Origin of the sequence: Candidatus Methylomicrobium oryzae (assembly GCF_016745425.1) — a bacterium.
Classification (GTDB): Bacteria; Pseudomonadota; Gammaproteobacteria; order Methylococcales; family Methylomonadaceae; genus Methylomicrobium; species Methylomicrobium oryzae.
The window spans coordinates 62,998-79,337 of sequence record NZ_JAERVK010000008.1; the positions used below are offsets into that span (position 1 = coordinate 62,998).

A 16,340-nucleotide genomic window follows, 5' to 3' on the forward strand; every position below is an offset into this window, starting at 1 on the left:
AGCGGTCAAGTGTATTTTGCGAGTCGGAGATTGTAAATGTTTAAAAAAAGATAGTTTGGTATAGAAAATTAATAACCAAACTATCCATTTGGAAAAACCATCTCGATTTGAATTTAATCCTGTCTGGAGGCCTTGCCTTTCTTCGAAGTCGAAGAAATCCGTTTTTTGCTTTTAGCCAGTTTCTTGGCTTCCTTGGATTCCGCTGCAGATTTTCCCGACTCGCCCATTTTCGAAATATTCAACCGTTGTCCCGCCACTCGGACTTTTTTCAGCGCCTGAAACAGCTCTTTCGGCATGCCGGCAGGCAATTCCACCGTACTGTAGTCGTCTTCGATATTGATCCGCGCGATATGCTCGCCGTCCAGGCCGGTTTCGTTCGCGATCGCGCCGACGATGTTGCCGGGCTTCACGCCGTGCTTGTAGCCGACTTCGATCCGGAACAGTTCCATCTCGATTCCGGTCACCGCATCGCTGCGTCTACCCTTTTGCTCGCGCTTCGGCTTTTCTTCGGCGCGTGCGAAGTCGTCCTTGTGTTCTTTGGCTTTCTTCGGCGGTTGCTGCATCAACAGCGGCACGTCGCCCTGGAACAGCTTGGCCAATGCCGCGGCGATTTCGAGCGCGCTGACATTATGCTCCTGCTGGTACTGTTCGATCAGCTGGCTGTAGAAGCTCAGCTCTTCGGCCGCCAGCGTATCGGTAATGTGCTGCTTGAAGCGTGCAATGCGCTTGTTGTTGATCACTTCGGTCGAAGGCAGATCCATCTGCTCGACTTTCTGTTTGGTGGCTTTTTCGATATTGCCGAGCAACTTGCGTTCGCGCGGCGCGACGAACAGGATCGCATCGCCGGTGCGGCCCGCGCGTCCGGTGCGGCCGATCCGATGAACGTAGGATTCGGTATCGTACGGGATGTCGTAGTTGACGACATGGGTGATCCGGTCCACGTCCAGGCCGCGCGCCGCCACATCGGTCGCGATCAGGATATCCAGCTTGCCGGACTTCAGATTCGCAATCGCCCGTTCGCGCAGCGCCTGCGACATGTCGCCGTTGATCGCGGCGGCGGAAAAGCCGCGCGCTTCGAGCCGTTCCGCCAGTTCGACCGTAGCGGTTTTGGTTCTGACGAAGATGATCATCCCGTCGAAGGTTTCCGCTTCGAGAATTCGGGTCAGCGCATCCAGCTTATGCAGGCCGCTCACTACCCAATAGCGTTGGCGGATATTTTCGGCCGAGGCGGTAGTCACTTTGATCGTGACCTGTTCGGGATCGGTCAGATATTCCTGCGCGATTTTGCGGATCGGCGGCGGCATTGTCGCCGAAAACAGCGCGGTCTGGCGGCCTTCCGGCGTCTGTTCGAGGATCCATTCGACATCGTCGATGAAGCCCATGCGCAACATTTCGTCCGCTTCATCCAGCACCAGCGTGCTCAAATTTTCCAGTTTCAGCGTGCCGCGCCGCATGTGATCCATCACCCGACCCGGCGTGCCGACGACGACATGCGCGCCGCGGCTGAGATGGCGCAGTTGCGAGCTGTAATCCTGGCCGCCATAGATCGGCAGCACATGAAAGCCTTTGAGGTGCGCCGCATAGCGTTGGAATGCCTCGGCGACCTGGATCGCCAGTTCGCGGGTCGGCGCCAGCACCAGAACTTGCGGGTCGCGTTGCTTCAAGTCGATGCGCGACAGGATCGGCAACGCGAATGCGGCGGTTTTGCCGGTGCCGGTTTGCGCCTGTCCGAGCACGTCCTTGCCTTGCAGCATGAAGGGAATCACTTGCGCCTGAATCGGCGACGGAGTTTCATAACCGACATCCTCCAACGCTTTCAGCACGGGGACGGTCAGTGCTAAATCCTGGAATGAAGGTGATGAAGGAACAGCTTGGGTCATGAATTTACCTGCAGAGTCGGAGAAGGGCTATATCGCCCAGAAGAAATGTGAAATATAACCGCCCATTATAGTACAGTTTTAGATTACGCGCAGGATTTCAGTGCAAGGCGTACCGTAAAGGGAAATAATACAGGCTGAGTTTTGCCGATTTGCTTGGTATAATGTGAATTTATTTCACAAAATCCATTCCACCGAGGAGTCCATGATTCAAGGCAGTATCGTAGCGCTGGTCACACCGATGTTTGAAAACGGCGCGGTAGACAAGGAAAGTCTGAAAAAACTGGTCGAATTTCACATCGAGGAAGGCACCGATGCGCTGGTTGCGGTCGGCACCACCGGCGAATCGGCAACACTGGATGAAGACGAGCATTGCGATGTGATCGCCTCGACGATCGCCTTCGCGGACGAACGGATCCCGGTGATCGCCGGTACCGGCGCCAATTCGACGAGCGAAGCGATTCATCTGACTCGCCGCGCCAAGGAACTCGGCGCCGATGCCTGCCTTTTGGTTACCCCTTACTATAACAAGCCGACTCAGGAAGGTTTGTTTCTGCACTTTCAGGCCGTCAACGACGCGGTCGATATTCCGCAAATCCTCTATAACGTACCGGGCAGAACCGCTTGCGACATGCTGCCGGAAACGATCGGCCGGCTTTCCAAGCTCAAAAACATCGTCGGCGTGAAAGAAGCCACCGGCGACCTGGCGCGCGTCCCGAAAATCCGTGAATTGTGCGGCGAAAATTTCGCGCTCTACACAGGCGACGATGCTACCAGCTGCGAATTTTGTTTAATGGGCGGCAACGGCAGCATCACCGTGACCGGTAATGTCGCCCCGAAACTGGTTCACGAAATGCTGGCCGCCGCAATGGCCGGCGATGCCGAAACCGCGCGCGCGATCGACGAAAAATTGATCGGCCTGCATAAGACTCTGTTCATTCAATCCAACCCGATCCCGGTCAAATGGGCGATCGCCGAAATGGGCTTGATGCCGCGCGGAATCCGCCTGCCGCTGACCTGGCTGACGCCGGACTGTTACGATGCCGTTCGCGCTGCGATGCGGCAGGCCGGAGTCATTTAAAACGCGATGAACAAGCGTAAAGACCTACTCTTTCCGGTCGTGGCGGCAGTGCTGAATTTGTCCGCATGCAGCACCATTCAAAGCATGTTTCCTGATAAGGAAAAAGATTATCAATTCACGACTGAAATCCCGCCCCTGGTTTTGCCCGAAGACTTGAGCCAAGGAGCAGCCGGCAAGGCGGCCGAAACGCCGTCTAAATCGGAGAGCGGCGAGCCTGTTAAAGAAGAAACCCGGCAGGCAGCCGAAACCGGTGAAGCGGACGAAGCAGGCGGAAATAGTGCGCAGCCGGAACAGGCCCCAGCCGAAGAACAAGCCGGACAGGAATCACCGCAGCCTGAAGAGTCAAGGGATTCGGCCCGACCGGAGCAAACGGCCGAAGTAGCGGAAGAATCAACGGACGCTGATAAAGATAAAGGCACTCCGGTCGAATTGGTGCGCTTTTCCGACGGCGAACGCCGGCTAAGAATTCACAGTTCACCCGATCGGGCATGGCATCTGGTCAGCAAGGCACTAAGCCGCAATGCGATCGAGGTAACGCATCGCGACCAGGACCAGAAGCTGTTTTACGTCCAATACGATCCCGATAAGGAAAAGGCCGAAGACGGATCGCTTCTGGATGAGACCATTTTTCTGTTCAAAGGATTTGAAGCGAACGAGAAACAGTATTTGCTTAAGTTAATTGCTGTCGACGGCAAGAGCGACCTGGCGATCACGGACAAGGATCTGGAGCCGGTCCCTGACGATGAGGCGGCGGTTAAATTATTGCGATTGCTGGGCGGAACGATTCAAGGCGGTTAAGGGAGTAGGGGACACATTACGACCTTATCTTAAGCGAACCAACCCTAACGGCTAGAGCACGCGATGCATATCCTGCAATATTGCAGAGCAATGCCGTTAAGTTGAGGCGTTTCGTAGGCCGGATGAGTGGCGCGTATTTGCGCCCTTTGCGTATCCGGCGCTTTATTAGAGGGATTATCCTCCCTTCATTTTAATTTCATTCTATCGATCCATGCTAATTATTCCAGGTCCCGTTGCACTTTCCGATTTTCGCATTACCAAACTGCTTGCCGATTTGAAGTCCGTCGAACCAGAAATTCATTCCGTATCAGCGCGCTTCGTGCATTTCGTCGATCAGGAAGGCGAATTGAGAGACGATGAGCAAAGCATTCTGCAACAGTTGCTGAATTACGGCTCGGGTCCTGCCGATATTGCCGGCGAAGGCATTCGCCTGTTGGTCGTACCGCGCCCCGGCACAATCTCGCCATGGTCCAGCAAGGCCACCGAAATCGCACAGCGCTGCGGCCTGGAGGCGGTTAACCGGATCGAACGCGGCATCGAATACAGCCTGCAAGCCGGCACGGCGCTGAGCGATCCCGTGCAGCGGCAATTGGCGGCCCTGTTGCACGACCGGATGACGCAAAGCGTGCGCTACGACGGACACACGCCTGACATGTTCGGCAAACACGAACCGCAGCCGTTGCAGCGCGTCGCGATCGTCGAAGAAGGCAAGCCGGCGTTGGTTCAGGCCAACCGGATCCTGGGCCTGGCATTGTCGGAAGATGAAATCGACTACCTGGTTTCCGCCTTCGAAGGATTGGGCCGAAATCCGACCGACGTCGAGCTGATGATGTTTGCGCAGGCGAACTCCGAACACTGCCGGCACAAGATTTTCAATGCGAACTGGACGATCGACGGGGTACAGGAAGGAAAAACCCTGTTCGGAATGATCCGCAATACGACCCGGCAGCATCCGGACGGCATTCTGTCCGCCTACAGCGATAATGCGTCAGTTATCGAAGGTTTCAACAACCGGGTTTTCCGCCGCGACCCTATGACCGGCCTTTACGATTACATCGAGGAAGACGCGCACATCCTGATGAAGGTCGAAACCCACAATCACCCGACCGCGATTTCGCCGCATCCGGGCGCTGCGACCGGGTCCGGCGGCGAGATCCGCGACGAAGGCGCGACCGGCCGGGGCTCCACCCCGAAAGCCGGCCTGACCGGCTTTTCGGTATCGCACCTGAAAATGCCGGGTTATGAACAGCCGTGGGAAGAAGACTACGGCAAGCCGTCGCGCATCGCCTCCGCCCTGGACATCATGCTCGAAGGTCCGATCGGCGGAGCCGCTTTCAACAACGAATTCGGCCGCCCGAATCTGGCCGGCTATTTCCGCAGCTACGAACAGCCGGCGCCGGGCTCTGACGATAACCAGTACCGAGGCTACCACAAGCCGATCATGATCGCGGGCGGCCTAGGCTCAATCCGGCCGATGCTGGTCAACAAGCAGCCGATTCCGGCCGGCTCCCTGATCATCATTCTCGGGGGACCTGCAATGCTGATCGGGCTCGGCGGCGGCGCGGCCTCGTCGCTGGCCTCCGGCGAAAGCTCCGAAGACCTCGATTTTGCTTCCGTGCAGCGCGAAAACCCGGAAATGCAGCGCCGCTGCCAGGAAGTGATCAACCACTGTAATGCGCTCGGCGCGGATTCTCCGATTGTCTCGATTCACGATATCGGCGCCGGCGGCCTTTCGAACGCGGTGCCCGAAATCATCCACGACTGCGAGCGCGGCGGCCGTTTCGAACTACGCAAGGTGAACAACGCCGACATCGGCATGTCGCCGATGCAGATCTGGTGCAACGAGGCGCAGGAACGCTACGTCGTCGCGATCAAGCCGGAGTCGCTCGAACAATTCAAGGCTTTCTGCGAACGCGAGCATTGCTTGTATGCGGTGATCGGCGCCGCGGCCGAAGAAGAACAACTGCGGCTCGACGACAGCCTGCTCGGCGATGCGCCGGTCGATCTGCCGATGTCGGTCTTGTTCGGGAAGCCGCCCAGGATGCACCGTGACGTGCAGCGGCAAAAGCCCGCTCTGCAGCCGATCGATCTCAGCGGCATCGAGATTGTCGAAGCGGTCAAGCGCGTGCTGTCGTTTCCCGCGGTTGCGGACAAAAGTTTTCTGATCCATATCGGCGACCGTTCGGTCACCGGCCTGGTTGCGCGCGACCAGATGGTAGGACCCTGGCAGGTGCCGGTCGCCGATGTGGCAGTCACTGCCTCCGGTTTTTATGCCGAAACCGGCGAAGCAATGGCGATGGGCGAGCGGACGCCGCTTGCGGTCATCGATGCGCCGGCATCGGGGCGGATGGCGATCGGGGAAGCGATCACGAATATTGCCGCGGCCCGGATCGGCAAGCTCGGCGACATTAAGCTTTCCGCCAACTGGATGGCCGCGGCCGGCTTTCCGGGCGAGGATGCGGCACTGTTCGACACGGTCGAGGCGGTCGGGATGGAACTTTGCCCGGCGCTGGGCATCGCGATTCCGGTCGGCAAGGATTCGCTGTCGATGAAAACGGTCTGGAAAGATGCGGACGGCGAAAAAACAATGACCGCACCACTGTCCTTGATCGTCACCGCTTTCGCGCCGGTTACCGACATCAAAAAGACACTGACGCCGCAGCTTTGCTGCCAGGCGCACGGCAGCGTGCTGATCCTGATCGATCTCGGCCAAGGTAAAAACCGCCTTGGCGGTTCGGTATTGGCCCAGGTTTACCGGCAGCTCGGCGACACCAGCCCGGACCTCGACGATCCGATCCTGCTGAAAGCGTTTTTCGACGCGATTCAGAATCTGAACGGGCAAGGCAAACTCTTGGCCTACCACGACCGCGCGGACGGCGGCCTGTTGGCTACAGTCGCGGAAATGATCTTTGCGGGCCGCTTCGGCGCGGAGCTGATCCTGGACGATCACGGCGCCTTGCTGCCGGCCTTGTTCAACGAAGAACTGGGGGCGGTGATTCAGGTCCGAACCGGTGAGGCGGACGATGTGCTGGACGCCTTGAAACAGGCAGGCCTCGGCGAAGTCAGCCGGATCATCGGCCGCGTCGTCGAACGCCAGCAGTTGACTATCATCCATAACGGAAGCGTGGCCTATCAGGCATCGCGCGCCGAGATGCAGTCGTACTGGTCCGAGCTGAGCTACCGGATGCAGGCGCTCCGCGACAATCCGGACTGCGCACTGCAGCAGTTCGAACGGATCCGGGACGACAACGATCCGGGCTTGAACGTCAAGCTGACCTTCGATACGAACGACGATGTCGCCGCGCCTTTCATCCTTTCTTCCGCGAAACCGAAAGTCGCGATTCTTCGCGAGCAAGGCGTCAACGGCCACGTCGAAATGGCCGCCGCGTTCGACCGCGCCGGCTTCGCTAGCATCGACGTGCACATGAGCGACATCATCTCGGGGCGCGTCGATTTGTCCGAGTTCAAAGGCCTTGTGGCCTGCGGCGGCTTTTCATACGGCGACGTGCTCGGCGCCGGCGGCGGCTGGGCTAAGTCGATCCTGTTCAATGCCCGGGCGCGCGACCAGTTTGAAGCGTTTTTCAACCGTTCCGACACCTTCGGCCTGGGCGTCTGTAACGGCTGCCAAATGATGTCCGGACTGAAAGACATCATTCCCGGCGCAGAACTGTGGCCGCGCTTTATGCGCAACCGTTCCGAGCAGTTCGAAGCGCGGGTCGCGATGGCCGAGGTACAGCCGTCGCCGTCGATCTTTTTCAGCGGCATGGCGGGCTCCCGGATGCCGGTCGCGGTTGCGCACGGGGAGGGTCGCGCCGAGTTCGCCGAAGGTCATGCCAAGGCGCTCGCGGCGCAAATCGTGGCGCTGTCCTATGTCGACAACTACGGCGAATTGACTGAAATCTTCCCGGCCAACCCGAACGGTTCGCCGCTCGGCATCACCGGGCTGACCACCCGGGACGGCCGTTTTACGATCATGATGCCGCATCCGGAACGCTGCTTCAGAACAGTACAGAACTCCTGGCATCCGGCCGATTGGGACGAATACGGGGCGTGGATGCGGATGTTCAGAAACGCCAGAGCCGGCGTGGGTTAAAGACTATGTTGGCAAGGAAAGATTGGATTATGAAGTAGAGCGACTATGATTATTGGATAAAAATCACACAGGTCTCGGGAGACAAGCGTGGATCCTTCGAAAAGATGGAGATATCTCAAAATTTGGGCGCTGATCAGTTTAGCGCTGATCGTATTATTTCCGGATGTCGTTTTCGATACGACAACAAGTATCCTGGGTTTTTTGTTCGATCATCTGGTCGAATTCGGCCATATCTTGTTCGAATCCGTCGAGATGGTGCTCGACCATGTGATCGAGCACCTGTTCGAAACCGATCTGCACTCGACCCAAACCATCGTATTCTATGTCCTGTTGTCGATCGCCCTTTATTGCCTGTATCGGCTAGGGCGGGTCGCTCTACGCGTCTATCGCCGCTGCAGTTTCGCCTGGGATGAGTTCCGGACCGAACATCAGCTCAACCCCGCGGACTATTGGCGGAGATTATCGCCGTTCGAAAAAATCAAGCTGATCGTAATCCCTATGGCCTTGATTTACCTGTACGTGACGTTTTTTGTTTGACACGGCAATCCCGATGATTTGCGCTTGTGTTTCCTATAACTGCGAAACCGATAGAGCAACCGAATCCCGAACAAAAGCACCAGCAGCGCCCCGAAAGCCAGAGGATTTGTAAGGTCTTTCTTCACCAACCAGGCATAATGCACCACGCCGCCGATTGCGATCGGATAGATCAGGCGGTGCAGCCAGCGCCAGTGTTTTCCGCCCAGGCGTTTGACCATCCGGTCGGTCGAAGTCAATGCCAGCGGAATCATTAACATGAAAGATGGAAAACCTACCGTAATATAAGGGCGCTTGACGATGTCGGCGGCGATTGCGGCCCAATCGAAAAACTGGTCCAGCACCAGATAAGTCAGAAAATGCAGGCTGCCGTAAAAGAAGGCGAACAGGCCGAGCATACGCCGTATCCGAACCGGCCAGTACCAGCCGAACAGCAGCCTCAGCGGCGTGGCGGCCAGCGTGATCAACAGCAAGGTCAAGGTCCAGTAGCCCGTTACCCGGGTGATTTTCTCGATCGGATTGGCGCCCAATCCCTCCGTGCAGGCGCCAATCGCCAGCTTGATCGACGGCAGCAGCGCCAGCAAAAATACGCCGGTTTTTATCCAGGTCAGGCGCCTGTCGTTCAAGGTTTTGTCGCTCATTTCGGCTAGTAATATTTTTTCAGGTCCATCCCCGCATAAAGAGGCGCCACCTCATCGGCATAACCGTTGAAGAGCAGCGTCGGGCGTTTGAAAAAGTCCCCGATCCGCCGCTCTTTGGCCTGGCTCCAGCGAAAATTATCCGCTTCCGGATTGACGTTCGAATAGAAGCCGTACTCGCTGGGGTTCGCTTCGGTCCAACTCGACACCGGCTGCGTTTCGAGAAAACGGATTTTCACGATCGATTTGGCGCTTTTGTAGCCGTATTTCCAGGGAACTACGATCCGGACCGGCGCCCCGTTCTGATTGGGCAGGACTTCGCCGTACAAACCCACGGTCAATAACGTCAACGGGTGCATCGCCTCGTCCATCCGCAAACCTTCCTTATACGGCCAGTTCAGTACGGAACTGCGCTGCCCCGGCATTTGTTCCGGATCGTGGAGGCTGATGAATTCAACAAACTTGGCGTTGCCGGTCGGCTCGACCCGCTTGATCAATTCGGCCAGCGAAAAGCCCACCCAGGGCACGACCATCGACCAGGCTTCGACGCAGCGCATCCGGTAAATTCTCTCTTCCAGAGACGCCATCTTTAGGATTTGGTCGATGTCGAAAACGGCCGGTTTATGGACTTCGCCTTCGACCGCCACCGTCCACGGCCGCGTCTTCAAACTGCCGGCATTGGCGGCAGGATCTTCCTTGCCGGTGCCGAATTCGTAAAAATTGTTGTAGCCGGTCACTGCTTTATAAGGCGTCAACTCTTCCGGCACGGTATAAGCCGATTTTTTGACGTCCGCCAGTTTCTCTCCCGCCCAAAGCGCCGCCGGCATTAACGCCCCCAGAGCGCCGCTTCCGAGCGTTTGCATGAATTTTCGTCGGGCAAGGAACAGGGCTTTCGGAGTGATCTCGGAGGCGGGAATCGGTGGAGTGTTATAGGTTCTCATTGAGATTCTCCAAAGTCTTGATTAAATTCAGAGATACAAAAATCGCTTTTTCGGTTCAATGTACAGCCCTCTATCGCTTCTGGCAATGCCTTAAGCAACTGTATACTTCTCCCTTGAATGAGAAGGCTAGAATAAAAAGGAACTTAAAAAAGAAAACCGCTTAATTTTCAGACGTAGCGCAAAGGGTTCCAGTATGACCACATTCACATTCAGCGCGAACATCGCCATCCAGCCGGTCCGTCAGACTGTTTCAGCGCATTAGCGCGGTCGCCACACGGACGATTTTAAGCCGATGCCGACTTTGTAGGGCAGGGGGCGAAGAACTTCGAATCTTTGATAATACGGGCGCTTAGCCGGTTTATTTACATGCGCGTCTAGCCGATACTGTGTATGTGTTTCATGCCTTCCAGCAAAAAACCAGGCTACCGTAAAGCACGATATCGATCTGGTCGCCAAACTCTACAATACTCTCATGAGGACGACCTAATGAACGGCCTTACTTTACCAGCGCCTTCGATGCCAGTACCGATACGCCTGCACAACTTGCTAATCTGCAGGCCCGCGCCGAACCTCATGCAGCAGCAAGCCAACGCCTGGCCCAAACTAAGCTGCGGCATCACCCAGTCACACATCAATGACTTGCTCAGGTGGCTGTCGAAATTTTTCCTCGACGCCCCTGTTGACATTGCGGCCGCTCGGGCATTCGGACATCTTGCACATGTCTATACTGACCAAGGCGTTATTCCTCGGCCTGATAGCGCATAGTACGGCATATATCGAAGTCCATGTCCATGCATTTAGAGCATTTTCATTTTGCCTGAACAGCATACCCGGCTCCCCGTAGATAATTTTCACATTACGCCGGAGAGAACTGATCCAATACCTTGGCGAGCGCATCCCATAGGGTCTCGACGGTCCGCTCGCCCCCCTTTCGAAGCCAGGCTTTCAGCTTGGCGAAGACCTGTTCGATGGGGTTGAAATCCGGGCTATCAGTTGGCAGTGGCTTCAGGATGGCCCCGACCGCTTCAATGGCCTCGCGGACACCCGCGACCGGGTGCGAAGACAGGTTATCCCAGACCACGATGTCGCCGGGCGAGAGCGTCGGGCAGAGAAATTCCTTTACATAAGCCTTGAATAGAGCGCCGTCCATGGCTCCCTCAATCACCATCGGCGCGGTTAAGCCGCGCTGGCGTAAGGCGGCCACGCACGTGCTCGTGTGCCAATGGCCTTGGGGTGCCGCGCCCCGAACGCGCTGTCCACCGGGTCCCCAACCGTAGCGACGCACCATCGCGGTATCGAGTCCGGTCTCGTCAATGAACACGAGTCGGGCTGGATCCAGGGTCGGCTGCGCTGCTTGCCAAGCGTCGCGCTGCAGGCGCACCTCCTCGCGCGCGTGCTCGGCTGCTATCAGCGTTTTTTTTAAACGTCAGTCCGAGGCGCTGAAGGCGGTACCCGAGGCTGGAGAGGTGGACTTTTAATCCCAGCTTCTCCCGCAATTCCGCCAGCGTCGTATCGGGCTGCGCCGTCAACAGCGTGCGCAACATCTCATCATGTTCGAGGGACAACAAGGGTTGGCGCCCCCCGCCGTGGGGTTTGGGCTCCAGCGTACTGCGCTGCCGCCGCCGCTGCCGCAACTGATTCACAAACGAAGCGCTGACTTTGAACCGTTCCGCCACCTGGGCAATGGTCTGTCCTTCATCGCAGGCTTCGATCACCCGCTTCCGTAAATCCATCGAATAGGCTCTGGGCATCAGAATCTCCCATTCTGCAAAATAGCTTCGACGACGCCTAGGTACGGAAGTTTCTACTCACTCAATCTGAAAATGCTCTAGCCGAATCCATGGGTCATGGCGGCACTGGCGGTACGGGGGGAACCGGTGAAGGTGAGGGTGAGGGACAAGGCACTACTCCATGCGATGATTGCGCCAAGGACTCTTCAATCAAAGCGCTGTCCGAGGGTCAAGGCAGAGGAAAGGCTTCTGCAGGTAACGGTACTTTCGATCCTTCCGTTCCTGATGCGGCTGCCACTCAAGCGCAAAATGAATTCCTTGCGGCATGGGCGCAGGCAAAATCCGGTTTTGCTCAAGTTTTTAATGGTTCTCTACCACAGGGTGGCGGTGAACTTCCCGTTCTCGATTACGGATCGATTAAACACGTATCGGTCGTGGTTGATTTGTCTCGTCATGCCAATCAATTTTCTTGGGTCGGTGATGTGATTGTCTTTGCTGCCATTGTCATCGCCATTTTTGCCGTCTTAGGGTAAACCGTATGTCTGTTATTGTTGATATCGTCAATGCTATAACTGACGTTTACGACGTCGTTCAAAAGTTCTTCACGGAGGACCTTTATCATCTCCTTACGCAATTTATCGCCTGGTGTATCAAGTGGGCTGCTGTTGCCTATTGGAAGCTCAAGCTCTCCGCCCTCTCGTTTGCCTATGATGTCGCGATCGATTTGCTTTCGAGTCTTCAGCTGAGTCAATACTTACAATCCTTCTGGGGGGCTCTTGACGGTCGCATTGCCTCAATGATGCAGTTTTTCCGTATTCCTGAAGCAATCAATATTATCCTGAGCGGTTTCTTCACGAAATTCGTTTTCCGTTTTCTCGGCTTCTGATGTCGACCCGCATTCACCACGGTCCGCCAGGTTCGTTCAAAAGCTTTACACTGCTCCAGCGTTTCGTGATTGATGCGCTCAAATCGGGCAGGGTGGTTATCACCAATATTCGCGGCCTCACCTCGATGGAACGCATCCGCGACCAATTCGAAGACGATGACCTTAAATTTCCTGATTCGACCGATTTGCTGTTTGTGAATACCGAAATCGAGGAAGGCCGCCGGCTCATGGCCGGTTGGTTTCATTGGGTGCCGCTCCGGGCCTTGGTGATCATTGACGAAGGCCAGCGCATTTATCCGGACCGTCGTGATTTCAAACTTGAATCCCTCGATCAAAAAGTTATTCCTCCTGGTTATCAGGTCGATGAAATCGAAATTGAGATATCGGACGATTACACTGGCCAGCGTTACATTGTGCGCCGTCCGGAAGATGTGTTTACGGCATTCGATATGCAGCGGCATTTCCAATGGGACATCCATATTTCCACTACGAATATCGGCAAAATTAAAGACCCGATTCGTCAGGTAGCACAGTCCGCCTATCGTCATAAATCATTATCGGACAAGCTTCCCAAGTTTCTTTCCAAGCTGTTCGGTTTTTATAATACTTGGTACGAATTCCAGCACGATCCCGAAACCTCCGGCAAAATGGCTTCCCATATCGCCGGCAAACCGAGGAAATACCATGCCGATGAACGAATCTTCCGCTGTTACCAATCCACCGCCACCGGTGAGCACACGGAAAGTCAAGCCGATCAAAGCATCTTGGGTGATCCAAAGCTTAGGATACTGGCATTTGTGCTGCTTTTGGCTATCGGTCATTTTGTCTACAATATGGCAAACTACGCTGATACTCATAAAAAGCCCGGTCATGCTGATCCAGTCTCCGCTCCTGCTTCTGCTCCGGTCGACGCGCCGCCTGCTGTCCCGAGCGCTCCAGTTGATCGGTCAAGCCCTGCTGCGCCTGCTCTCGCTGATTCTCGTATCTTACCTGGGCTCAAAACTTTGGATTTTACTGCTGAGCTAGGATTCCGCTTGCTCGGCCTGGCCTACCGTTCCGCTGCCGACATTACTCATCATCGCCTTGAATTCCTGGCCATGACGTCCGAGGGCGACCTCTTTACCGTCTCGATGCGTCAGCTCTTCGCTCTCGGCTTTCATGTCGCCGTGCACAGTAACTGTACTGTTTTCTTGCTCCGATCGGACGGTGTTTCGCGTCCTGTGCCGTGTTATCCGCCGGCGGCTGTGCGCTGCCGAACCGTGGTGGATGCGCCGGATCTGGCGATTCGCCGCGATTGCCGTAAACGCAACGAACCCGAACCGCTTCCCGCCTTTAACCCGCTGCCTCAAAACGGATTGGTCGCATCGGCTTCCTCGCTGCTTTCTTCGAAACCGTAATGTTACGAAAAATAATTAGTGTAACGTAACGTAAAATACTTGACTTATTTATCGTAACACGTTACAATAAATCAAACTTAATCGAAAAGAGGATTTATGAAAGACGTACACGACATCCAAACCGTAGAAGTCTTCCAAGCCGCCAAACGTGGTCGGGGCCGTCCGGTTACCGGCTCGGCCATGACCAATGCCGAACGTCAAAAGCGTTATCGTCAGAGCCTTAAAACCAAAAATGTTACTGTAACGAAAAATCCTCAAAGCGATATTGCTTTTGATATTGCGTGTAATCAACTAGCAAAAGCTCGTGTCGAAATAGAACGCCTTAAATCCGAAATAGAGCAGCTAAAAAGCGTAACGGTAACGGAAAAACAAGGGCAGGGCAGTACATCATGAACTCATCCAATTATGAAACCGATTTTTACACCTGGACCCAGCAACAGGCCGCTTTGCTTAAGGCCGGTCGCTTATCTGAAATCGACGTTGAGAATTTAATCGAGGAAGTCGAAACCATGGGACGTAGTGAAAGAAGGGCGCTGGAAAGCCGGTTGTCCGTGCTGTTGATTCATATGCTCAAGTGGCAATATCAGCCTGGCCGCCGGGGTAATAGCTGGAAATTTACTATTGACGAACAACGGTTCAGCTTTCAAAAGGTGCTTAAACAGAATCCCGGCCTCAAATCCGAGATTGATGCCATTCTTTCGGATGCCTATGAGTATGCGACAATGAAGGCGGCGCATGAAACCGGGCTGAGAAGCGATATATTTCCTTCGGCCTGTCCCTGGACGCTGGAACAGTTGAGTGACTCCAGCTATTACCCTCAATGAGGGCCGGACATCGATTATAGGCGTCTGTTCGGTGCGTTGGCTCTGGCCGATCTAGTCGCTTGCCAAGATAGCGCCGGTTTTTTCTTTGGCCTTATTCTCTCATCGTATGCTGGCGCGGAACCCGTCACACCCCGAACACCCTTAACTGCGCCTAGGCTTCCTGATCCGCCTAGGCTTTGACCACTAGCCCTCACTCTCCTGATTAACCCGCTTTTGGGTCTTTGAAGTGTAAAATCTTGCCGCCTACAGGCTCGGCGATCCTTTCCGGTTGATCCTGTTGGTGTTTTTGCTTCATGATGTGGTAAAGCTTCGTGTGGCTGAGCCCGGCGGCTTGTAGCAAGTAGCGCATTGCCCGAACCTCCCATGCATAGATAAATTCGCCTTCAGGAGATTCAATGCAATTACCGACAAACCGAAAGCCTTTCCAGTCTGGTCCCATATGATCCATGTGGCCGGTCAAAACGTAGAGGTATAAAAAAACCGCTCTAGGCGGTTTGTTGTGCAAGTCCCAATTTTTGATTGTTTTCTCTGTGACTTCGAACAGGGCGGCTGCGGCCTTGGTGTTTAATCCGGCTTTTTTTCTGAGCGTGTAAAAGTCTGACATTTAGGTTAATTCCAAAGTGCCTCATTTTCGCAAAAGTTCTGTAATGAGAAATTTTACATAATATACATTATGCGAAGTTAAAACTCTTGGCAAAAAGAATATTGCGGCGTTTCACGGACCAGGCGCTTTTTGGGCTTGATGCGTAAATTTAGCTCCAGCTTGCGGTAGATGCGGTAAACCCGTTTGTGATTCCAGGGAAAGCCTTTGACGTTCTCCGCCGAGAGTTTGCGCACATAGCGGTAGCACGTCGGGCTCATACTGAGCTCCGCACACACGAGGCGAAGGCTGCCCCGTTTTGCTTGCACCCTTTCCTGCGCCATCTCGCGTCAGCAAGATGGCGTCAAACCTTTTTTCCAAGGCTTCCTTGATGATCTCCGCTTTGAGGCGTTCTTCCGCAACCATCTTTTTGAGCCGGCGGTTCTCGTCTTCCAATTCTTTCAGGCGAGCCATCAGCGACGCGTCCAGGCCGCCGTATTTCGCGCGCCATTTGTAGAAAGTAGCTGAACTGATGCCGTGCTCACGGCATAATTCGGGTACTGGCGTGCCCCCTTCCGCTTGTTTAAGAATGGCCAGGATTTGGCTGTCGGTAAATCGTGATTGCTTCATGTAAAACTTCCTCAGTTTGATAGGAGAAAATTCTACGTCTAAATGCGGTTATTTTCCGAGGGGGATTATCGTGTAACACCGGCACCAATCAGGCGTTTTGAGGCAGCCCATCAGGTGCGGAACGTCCTTAACCTGATTCAGGCCGGCATAGGCCGGCGCGGATTCGGGGACGTCCTCGATAACGCGTTTAAAGTCGGGAAAGCTACCGGTCCCCGCCGGCGGTTTAAGGATTTGCTCCGTTTTGGCCGGGACCGCCCCACCCGCCGAGGTAGGCTGTGCGGGTACATCCGCCCGGCCTGGTCGTCCTGCAAATGGGCCACCACCCGCTGAT

Annotated in this window: 15 protein-coding genes and 1 pseudogene; 9 read left to right on the plus strand and 7 right to left on the minus strand. The window is 55.2% G+C overall.

All coding sequences use genetic code 11. The features are described from left to right. Positions 1-113: 113 nt before the first annotated feature. Entirely contained in the window at positions 114-1,880 is a 1,767-nt protein-coding gene (locus tag JJL52_RS10335; RefSeq protein ID WP_202052335.1) for a DEAD/DEAH box helicase, read from the minus strand. A 202-nt stretch (positions 1,881-2,082) separates the two neighbouring features. Here JJL52_RS10335 and dapA point away from each other — a divergent pair, with 202 nt between their 5' ends. The 4 genes from dapA (at position 2,083) to JJL52_RS10355 (ending at position 8,386) form a co-directional block, all read left to right on the plus strand. Further along, on the plus strand, positions 2,083-2,958 hold the full coding sequence (gene dapA, locus JJL52_RS10340; protein ID WP_202052336.1) for a 4-hydroxy-tetrahydrodipicolinate synthase: 876 nt from the start codon (positions 2,083-2,085) through the stop codon (positions 2,956-2,958). A 6-nt stretch (positions 2,959-2,964) separates the two neighbouring features. Continuing rightward, positions 2,965-3,756, plus strand: a complete 792-nt coding sequence (gene bamC, locus JJL52_RS10345) for an NlpB/DapX family lipoprotein (RefSeq protein WP_202052337.1) — start codon at positions 2,965-2,967, stop codon at positions 3,754-3,756. Between the two features lie 211 nt (positions 3,757-3,967). Beyond that, the gene (purL, locus tag JJL52_RS10350; RefSeq protein WP_202052338.1) at positions 3,968-7,849 is read left to right on the plus strand and encodes a phosphoribosylformylglycinamidine synthase; all 3,882 of its coding nucleotides are present in this window, start codon (positions 3,968-3,970) and stop codon (positions 7,847-7,849) included. A gap of 87 nt (positions 7,850-7,936) precedes the next feature. Next, on the plus strand, positions 7,937-8,386 hold the full coding sequence (locus JJL52_RS10355) for a hypothetical protein (RefSeq protein ID WP_202052339.1): 450 nt from the start codon (positions 7,937-7,939) through the stop codon (positions 8,384-8,386). Here JJL52_RS10355 and msrQ read toward each other — a convergent pair. From msrQ to JJL52_RS10375, 4 genes are all read right to left on the minus strand, one after another. Beyond that, the gene (msrQ, locus tag JJL52_RS10360; protein WP_202052340.1) at positions 8,359-9,024 is read right to left on the minus strand and encodes a protein-methionine-sulfoxide reductase heme-binding subunit MsrQ; all 666 of its coding nucleotides are present in this window, start codon (positions 9,022-9,024) and stop codon (positions 8,359-8,361) included. The genes JJL52_RS10355 and msrQ overlap by 28 nt on opposite strands. Before the next feature lie 5 nt (positions 9,025-9,029). After that, a complete protein-coding gene (gene msrP, locus JJL52_RS10365) occupies positions 9,030-9,962 on the minus strand; it encodes a protein-methionine-sulfoxide reductase catalytic subunit MsrP (protein WP_202052341.1) in 933 nt (310 codons plus the stop codon). A gap of 856 nt (positions 9,963-10,818) precedes the next feature. Then, on the minus strand, positions 10,819-11,343 hold the full coding sequence (locus JJL52_RS10370; protein WP_202052342.1) for an IS630 family transposase: 525 nt from the start codon (positions 11,341-11,343) through the stop codon (positions 10,819-10,821). After that, positions 11,273-11,713, minus strand: a complete 441-nt coding sequence (locus tag JJL52_RS10375) for a helix-turn-helix domain-containing protein (RefSeq protein ID WP_202052343.1) — start codon at positions 11,711-11,713, stop codon at positions 11,273-11,275. Before JJL52_RS10375 ends, JJL52_RS10370 begins: the two co-directional genes overlap by 71 nt. Before the next feature lie 89 nt (positions 11,714-11,802). Between JJL52_RS10375 and JJL52_RS10380 the strand changes: the two genes are divergently transcribed. The 5 genes from JJL52_RS10380 (at position 11,803) to JJL52_RS10400 (ending at position 14,799) form a co-directional block, all read left to right on the plus strand. Then, on the plus strand, positions 11,803-12,225 hold the full coding sequence (locus tag JJL52_RS10380; RefSeq protein ID WP_202052344.1) for a hypothetical protein: 423 nt from the start codon (positions 11,803-11,805) through the stop codon (positions 12,223-12,225). A gap of 5 nt (positions 12,226-12,230) precedes the next feature. Beyond that, the gene (locus JJL52_RS10385) at positions 12,231-12,578 is read left to right on the plus strand and encodes a DUF2523 domain-containing protein (protein ID WP_202052345.1); all 348 of its coding nucleotides are present in this window, start codon (positions 12,231-12,233) and stop codon (positions 12,576-12,578) included. Continuing rightward, positions 12,578-13,975: a zonular occludens toxin family protein gene (locus tag JJL52_RS10390; protein WP_202052346.1), complete on the plus strand. Its 1,398-nt coding sequence runs from the start codon at positions 12,578-12,580 to the stop codon at positions 13,973-13,975. The genes JJL52_RS10385 and JJL52_RS10390 overlap by 1 nt, the downstream gene beginning before the upstream one ends. A gap of 96 nt (positions 13,976-14,071) precedes the next feature. Then, positions 14,072-14,368 (plus strand): hypothetical protein, encoded by a 297-nt coding sequence (locus JJL52_RS10395; protein WP_202052347.1) that lies wholly within the window; start codon positions 14,072-14,074, stop codon positions 14,366-14,368. Next, on the plus strand, positions 14,365-14,799 hold the full coding sequence (locus JJL52_RS10400) for a DUF29 domain-containing protein (RefSeq protein WP_202052348.1): 435 nt from the start codon (positions 14,365-14,367) through the stop codon (positions 14,797-14,799). The genes JJL52_RS10395 and JJL52_RS10400 overlap by 4 nt, the downstream gene beginning before the upstream one ends. A 202-nt stretch (positions 14,800-15,001) precedes the next feature. Here the strand turns inward: JJL52_RS10400 and JJL52_RS10405 are convergent, their stop codons facing one another. Together JJL52_RS10405 and JJL52_RS10410 are read right to left on the minus strand one after the other, a co-directional pair. Then, a complete protein-coding gene (locus tag JJL52_RS10405; RefSeq protein WP_202052349.1) occupies positions 15,002-15,403 on the minus strand; it encodes a hypothetical protein in 402 nt (133 codons plus the stop codon). A 101-nt stretch (positions 15,404-15,504) separates the two neighbouring features. Further along, positions 15,505-16,009 (minus strand): annotated as a pseudogene (locus JJL52_RS10410) (transposase); the annotation flags it as partial. Positions 16,010-16,340 lie beyond the last annotated feature (331 nt).

Excerpts from the sequence above, each read along its gene's own strand:
- bamC (WP_202052337.1), top strand. The coding sequence starts at position 2,965 with ATGAACAAGCGTAAAGACCTACTCTTTCCGGTCGTGGCGGCAGTGCTG.
- JJL52_RS10400 (WP_202052348.1), top strand. The coding sequence starts at position 14,365 with ATGAACTCATCCAATTATGAAACCGATTTTTACACCTGGACCCAGCAA.
- JJL52_RS10390 (WP_202052346.1), top strand. The coding sequence starts at position 12,578 with ATGTCGACCCGCATTCACCACGGTCCGCCAGGTTCGTTCAAAAGCTTT.
- JJL52_RS10335 (WP_202052335.1), bottom strand. The coding sequence starts at position 1,880 with ATGACCCAAGCTGTTCCTTCATCACCTTCATTCCAGGATTTAGCACTG.
- msrP (WP_202052341.1), bottom strand. The coding sequence starts at position 9,962 with ATGAGAACCTATAACACTCCACCGATTCCCGCCTCCGAGATCACTCCG.
- JJL52_RS10375 (WP_202052343.1), bottom strand. The coding sequence starts at position 11,713 with ATGCCCAGAGCCTATTCGATGGATTTACGGAAGCGGGTGATCGAAGCC.
- JJL52_RS10380 (WP_202052344.1), top strand. The coding sequence starts at position 11,803 with ATGGGTCATGGCGGCACTGGCGGTACGGGGGGAACCGGTGAAGGTGAG.
- JJL52_RS10405 (WP_202052349.1), bottom strand. The coding sequence starts at position 15,403 with ATGTCAGACTTTTACACGCTCAGAAAAAAAGCCGGATTAAACACCAAG.
- purL (WP_202052338.1), top strand. The coding sequence starts at position 3,968 with ATGCTAATTATTCCAGGTCCCGTTGCACTTTCCGATTTTCGCATTACC.
- JJL52_RS10385 (WP_202052345.1), top strand. The coding sequence starts at position 12,231 with ATGTCTGTTATTGTTGATATCGTCAATGCTATAACTGACGTTTACGAC.
- JJL52_RS10395 (WP_202052347.1), top strand. The coding sequence starts at position 14,072 with ATGAAAGACGTACACGACATCCAAACCGTAGAAGTCTTCCAAGCCGCC.
- dapA (WP_202052336.1), top strand. The coding sequence starts at position 2,083 with ATGATTCAAGGCAGTATCGTAGCGCTGGTCACACCGATGTTTGAAAAC.
- msrQ (WP_202052340.1), bottom strand. The coding sequence starts at position 9,024 with ATGAGCGACAAAACCTTGAACGACAGGCGCCTGACCTGGATAAAAACC.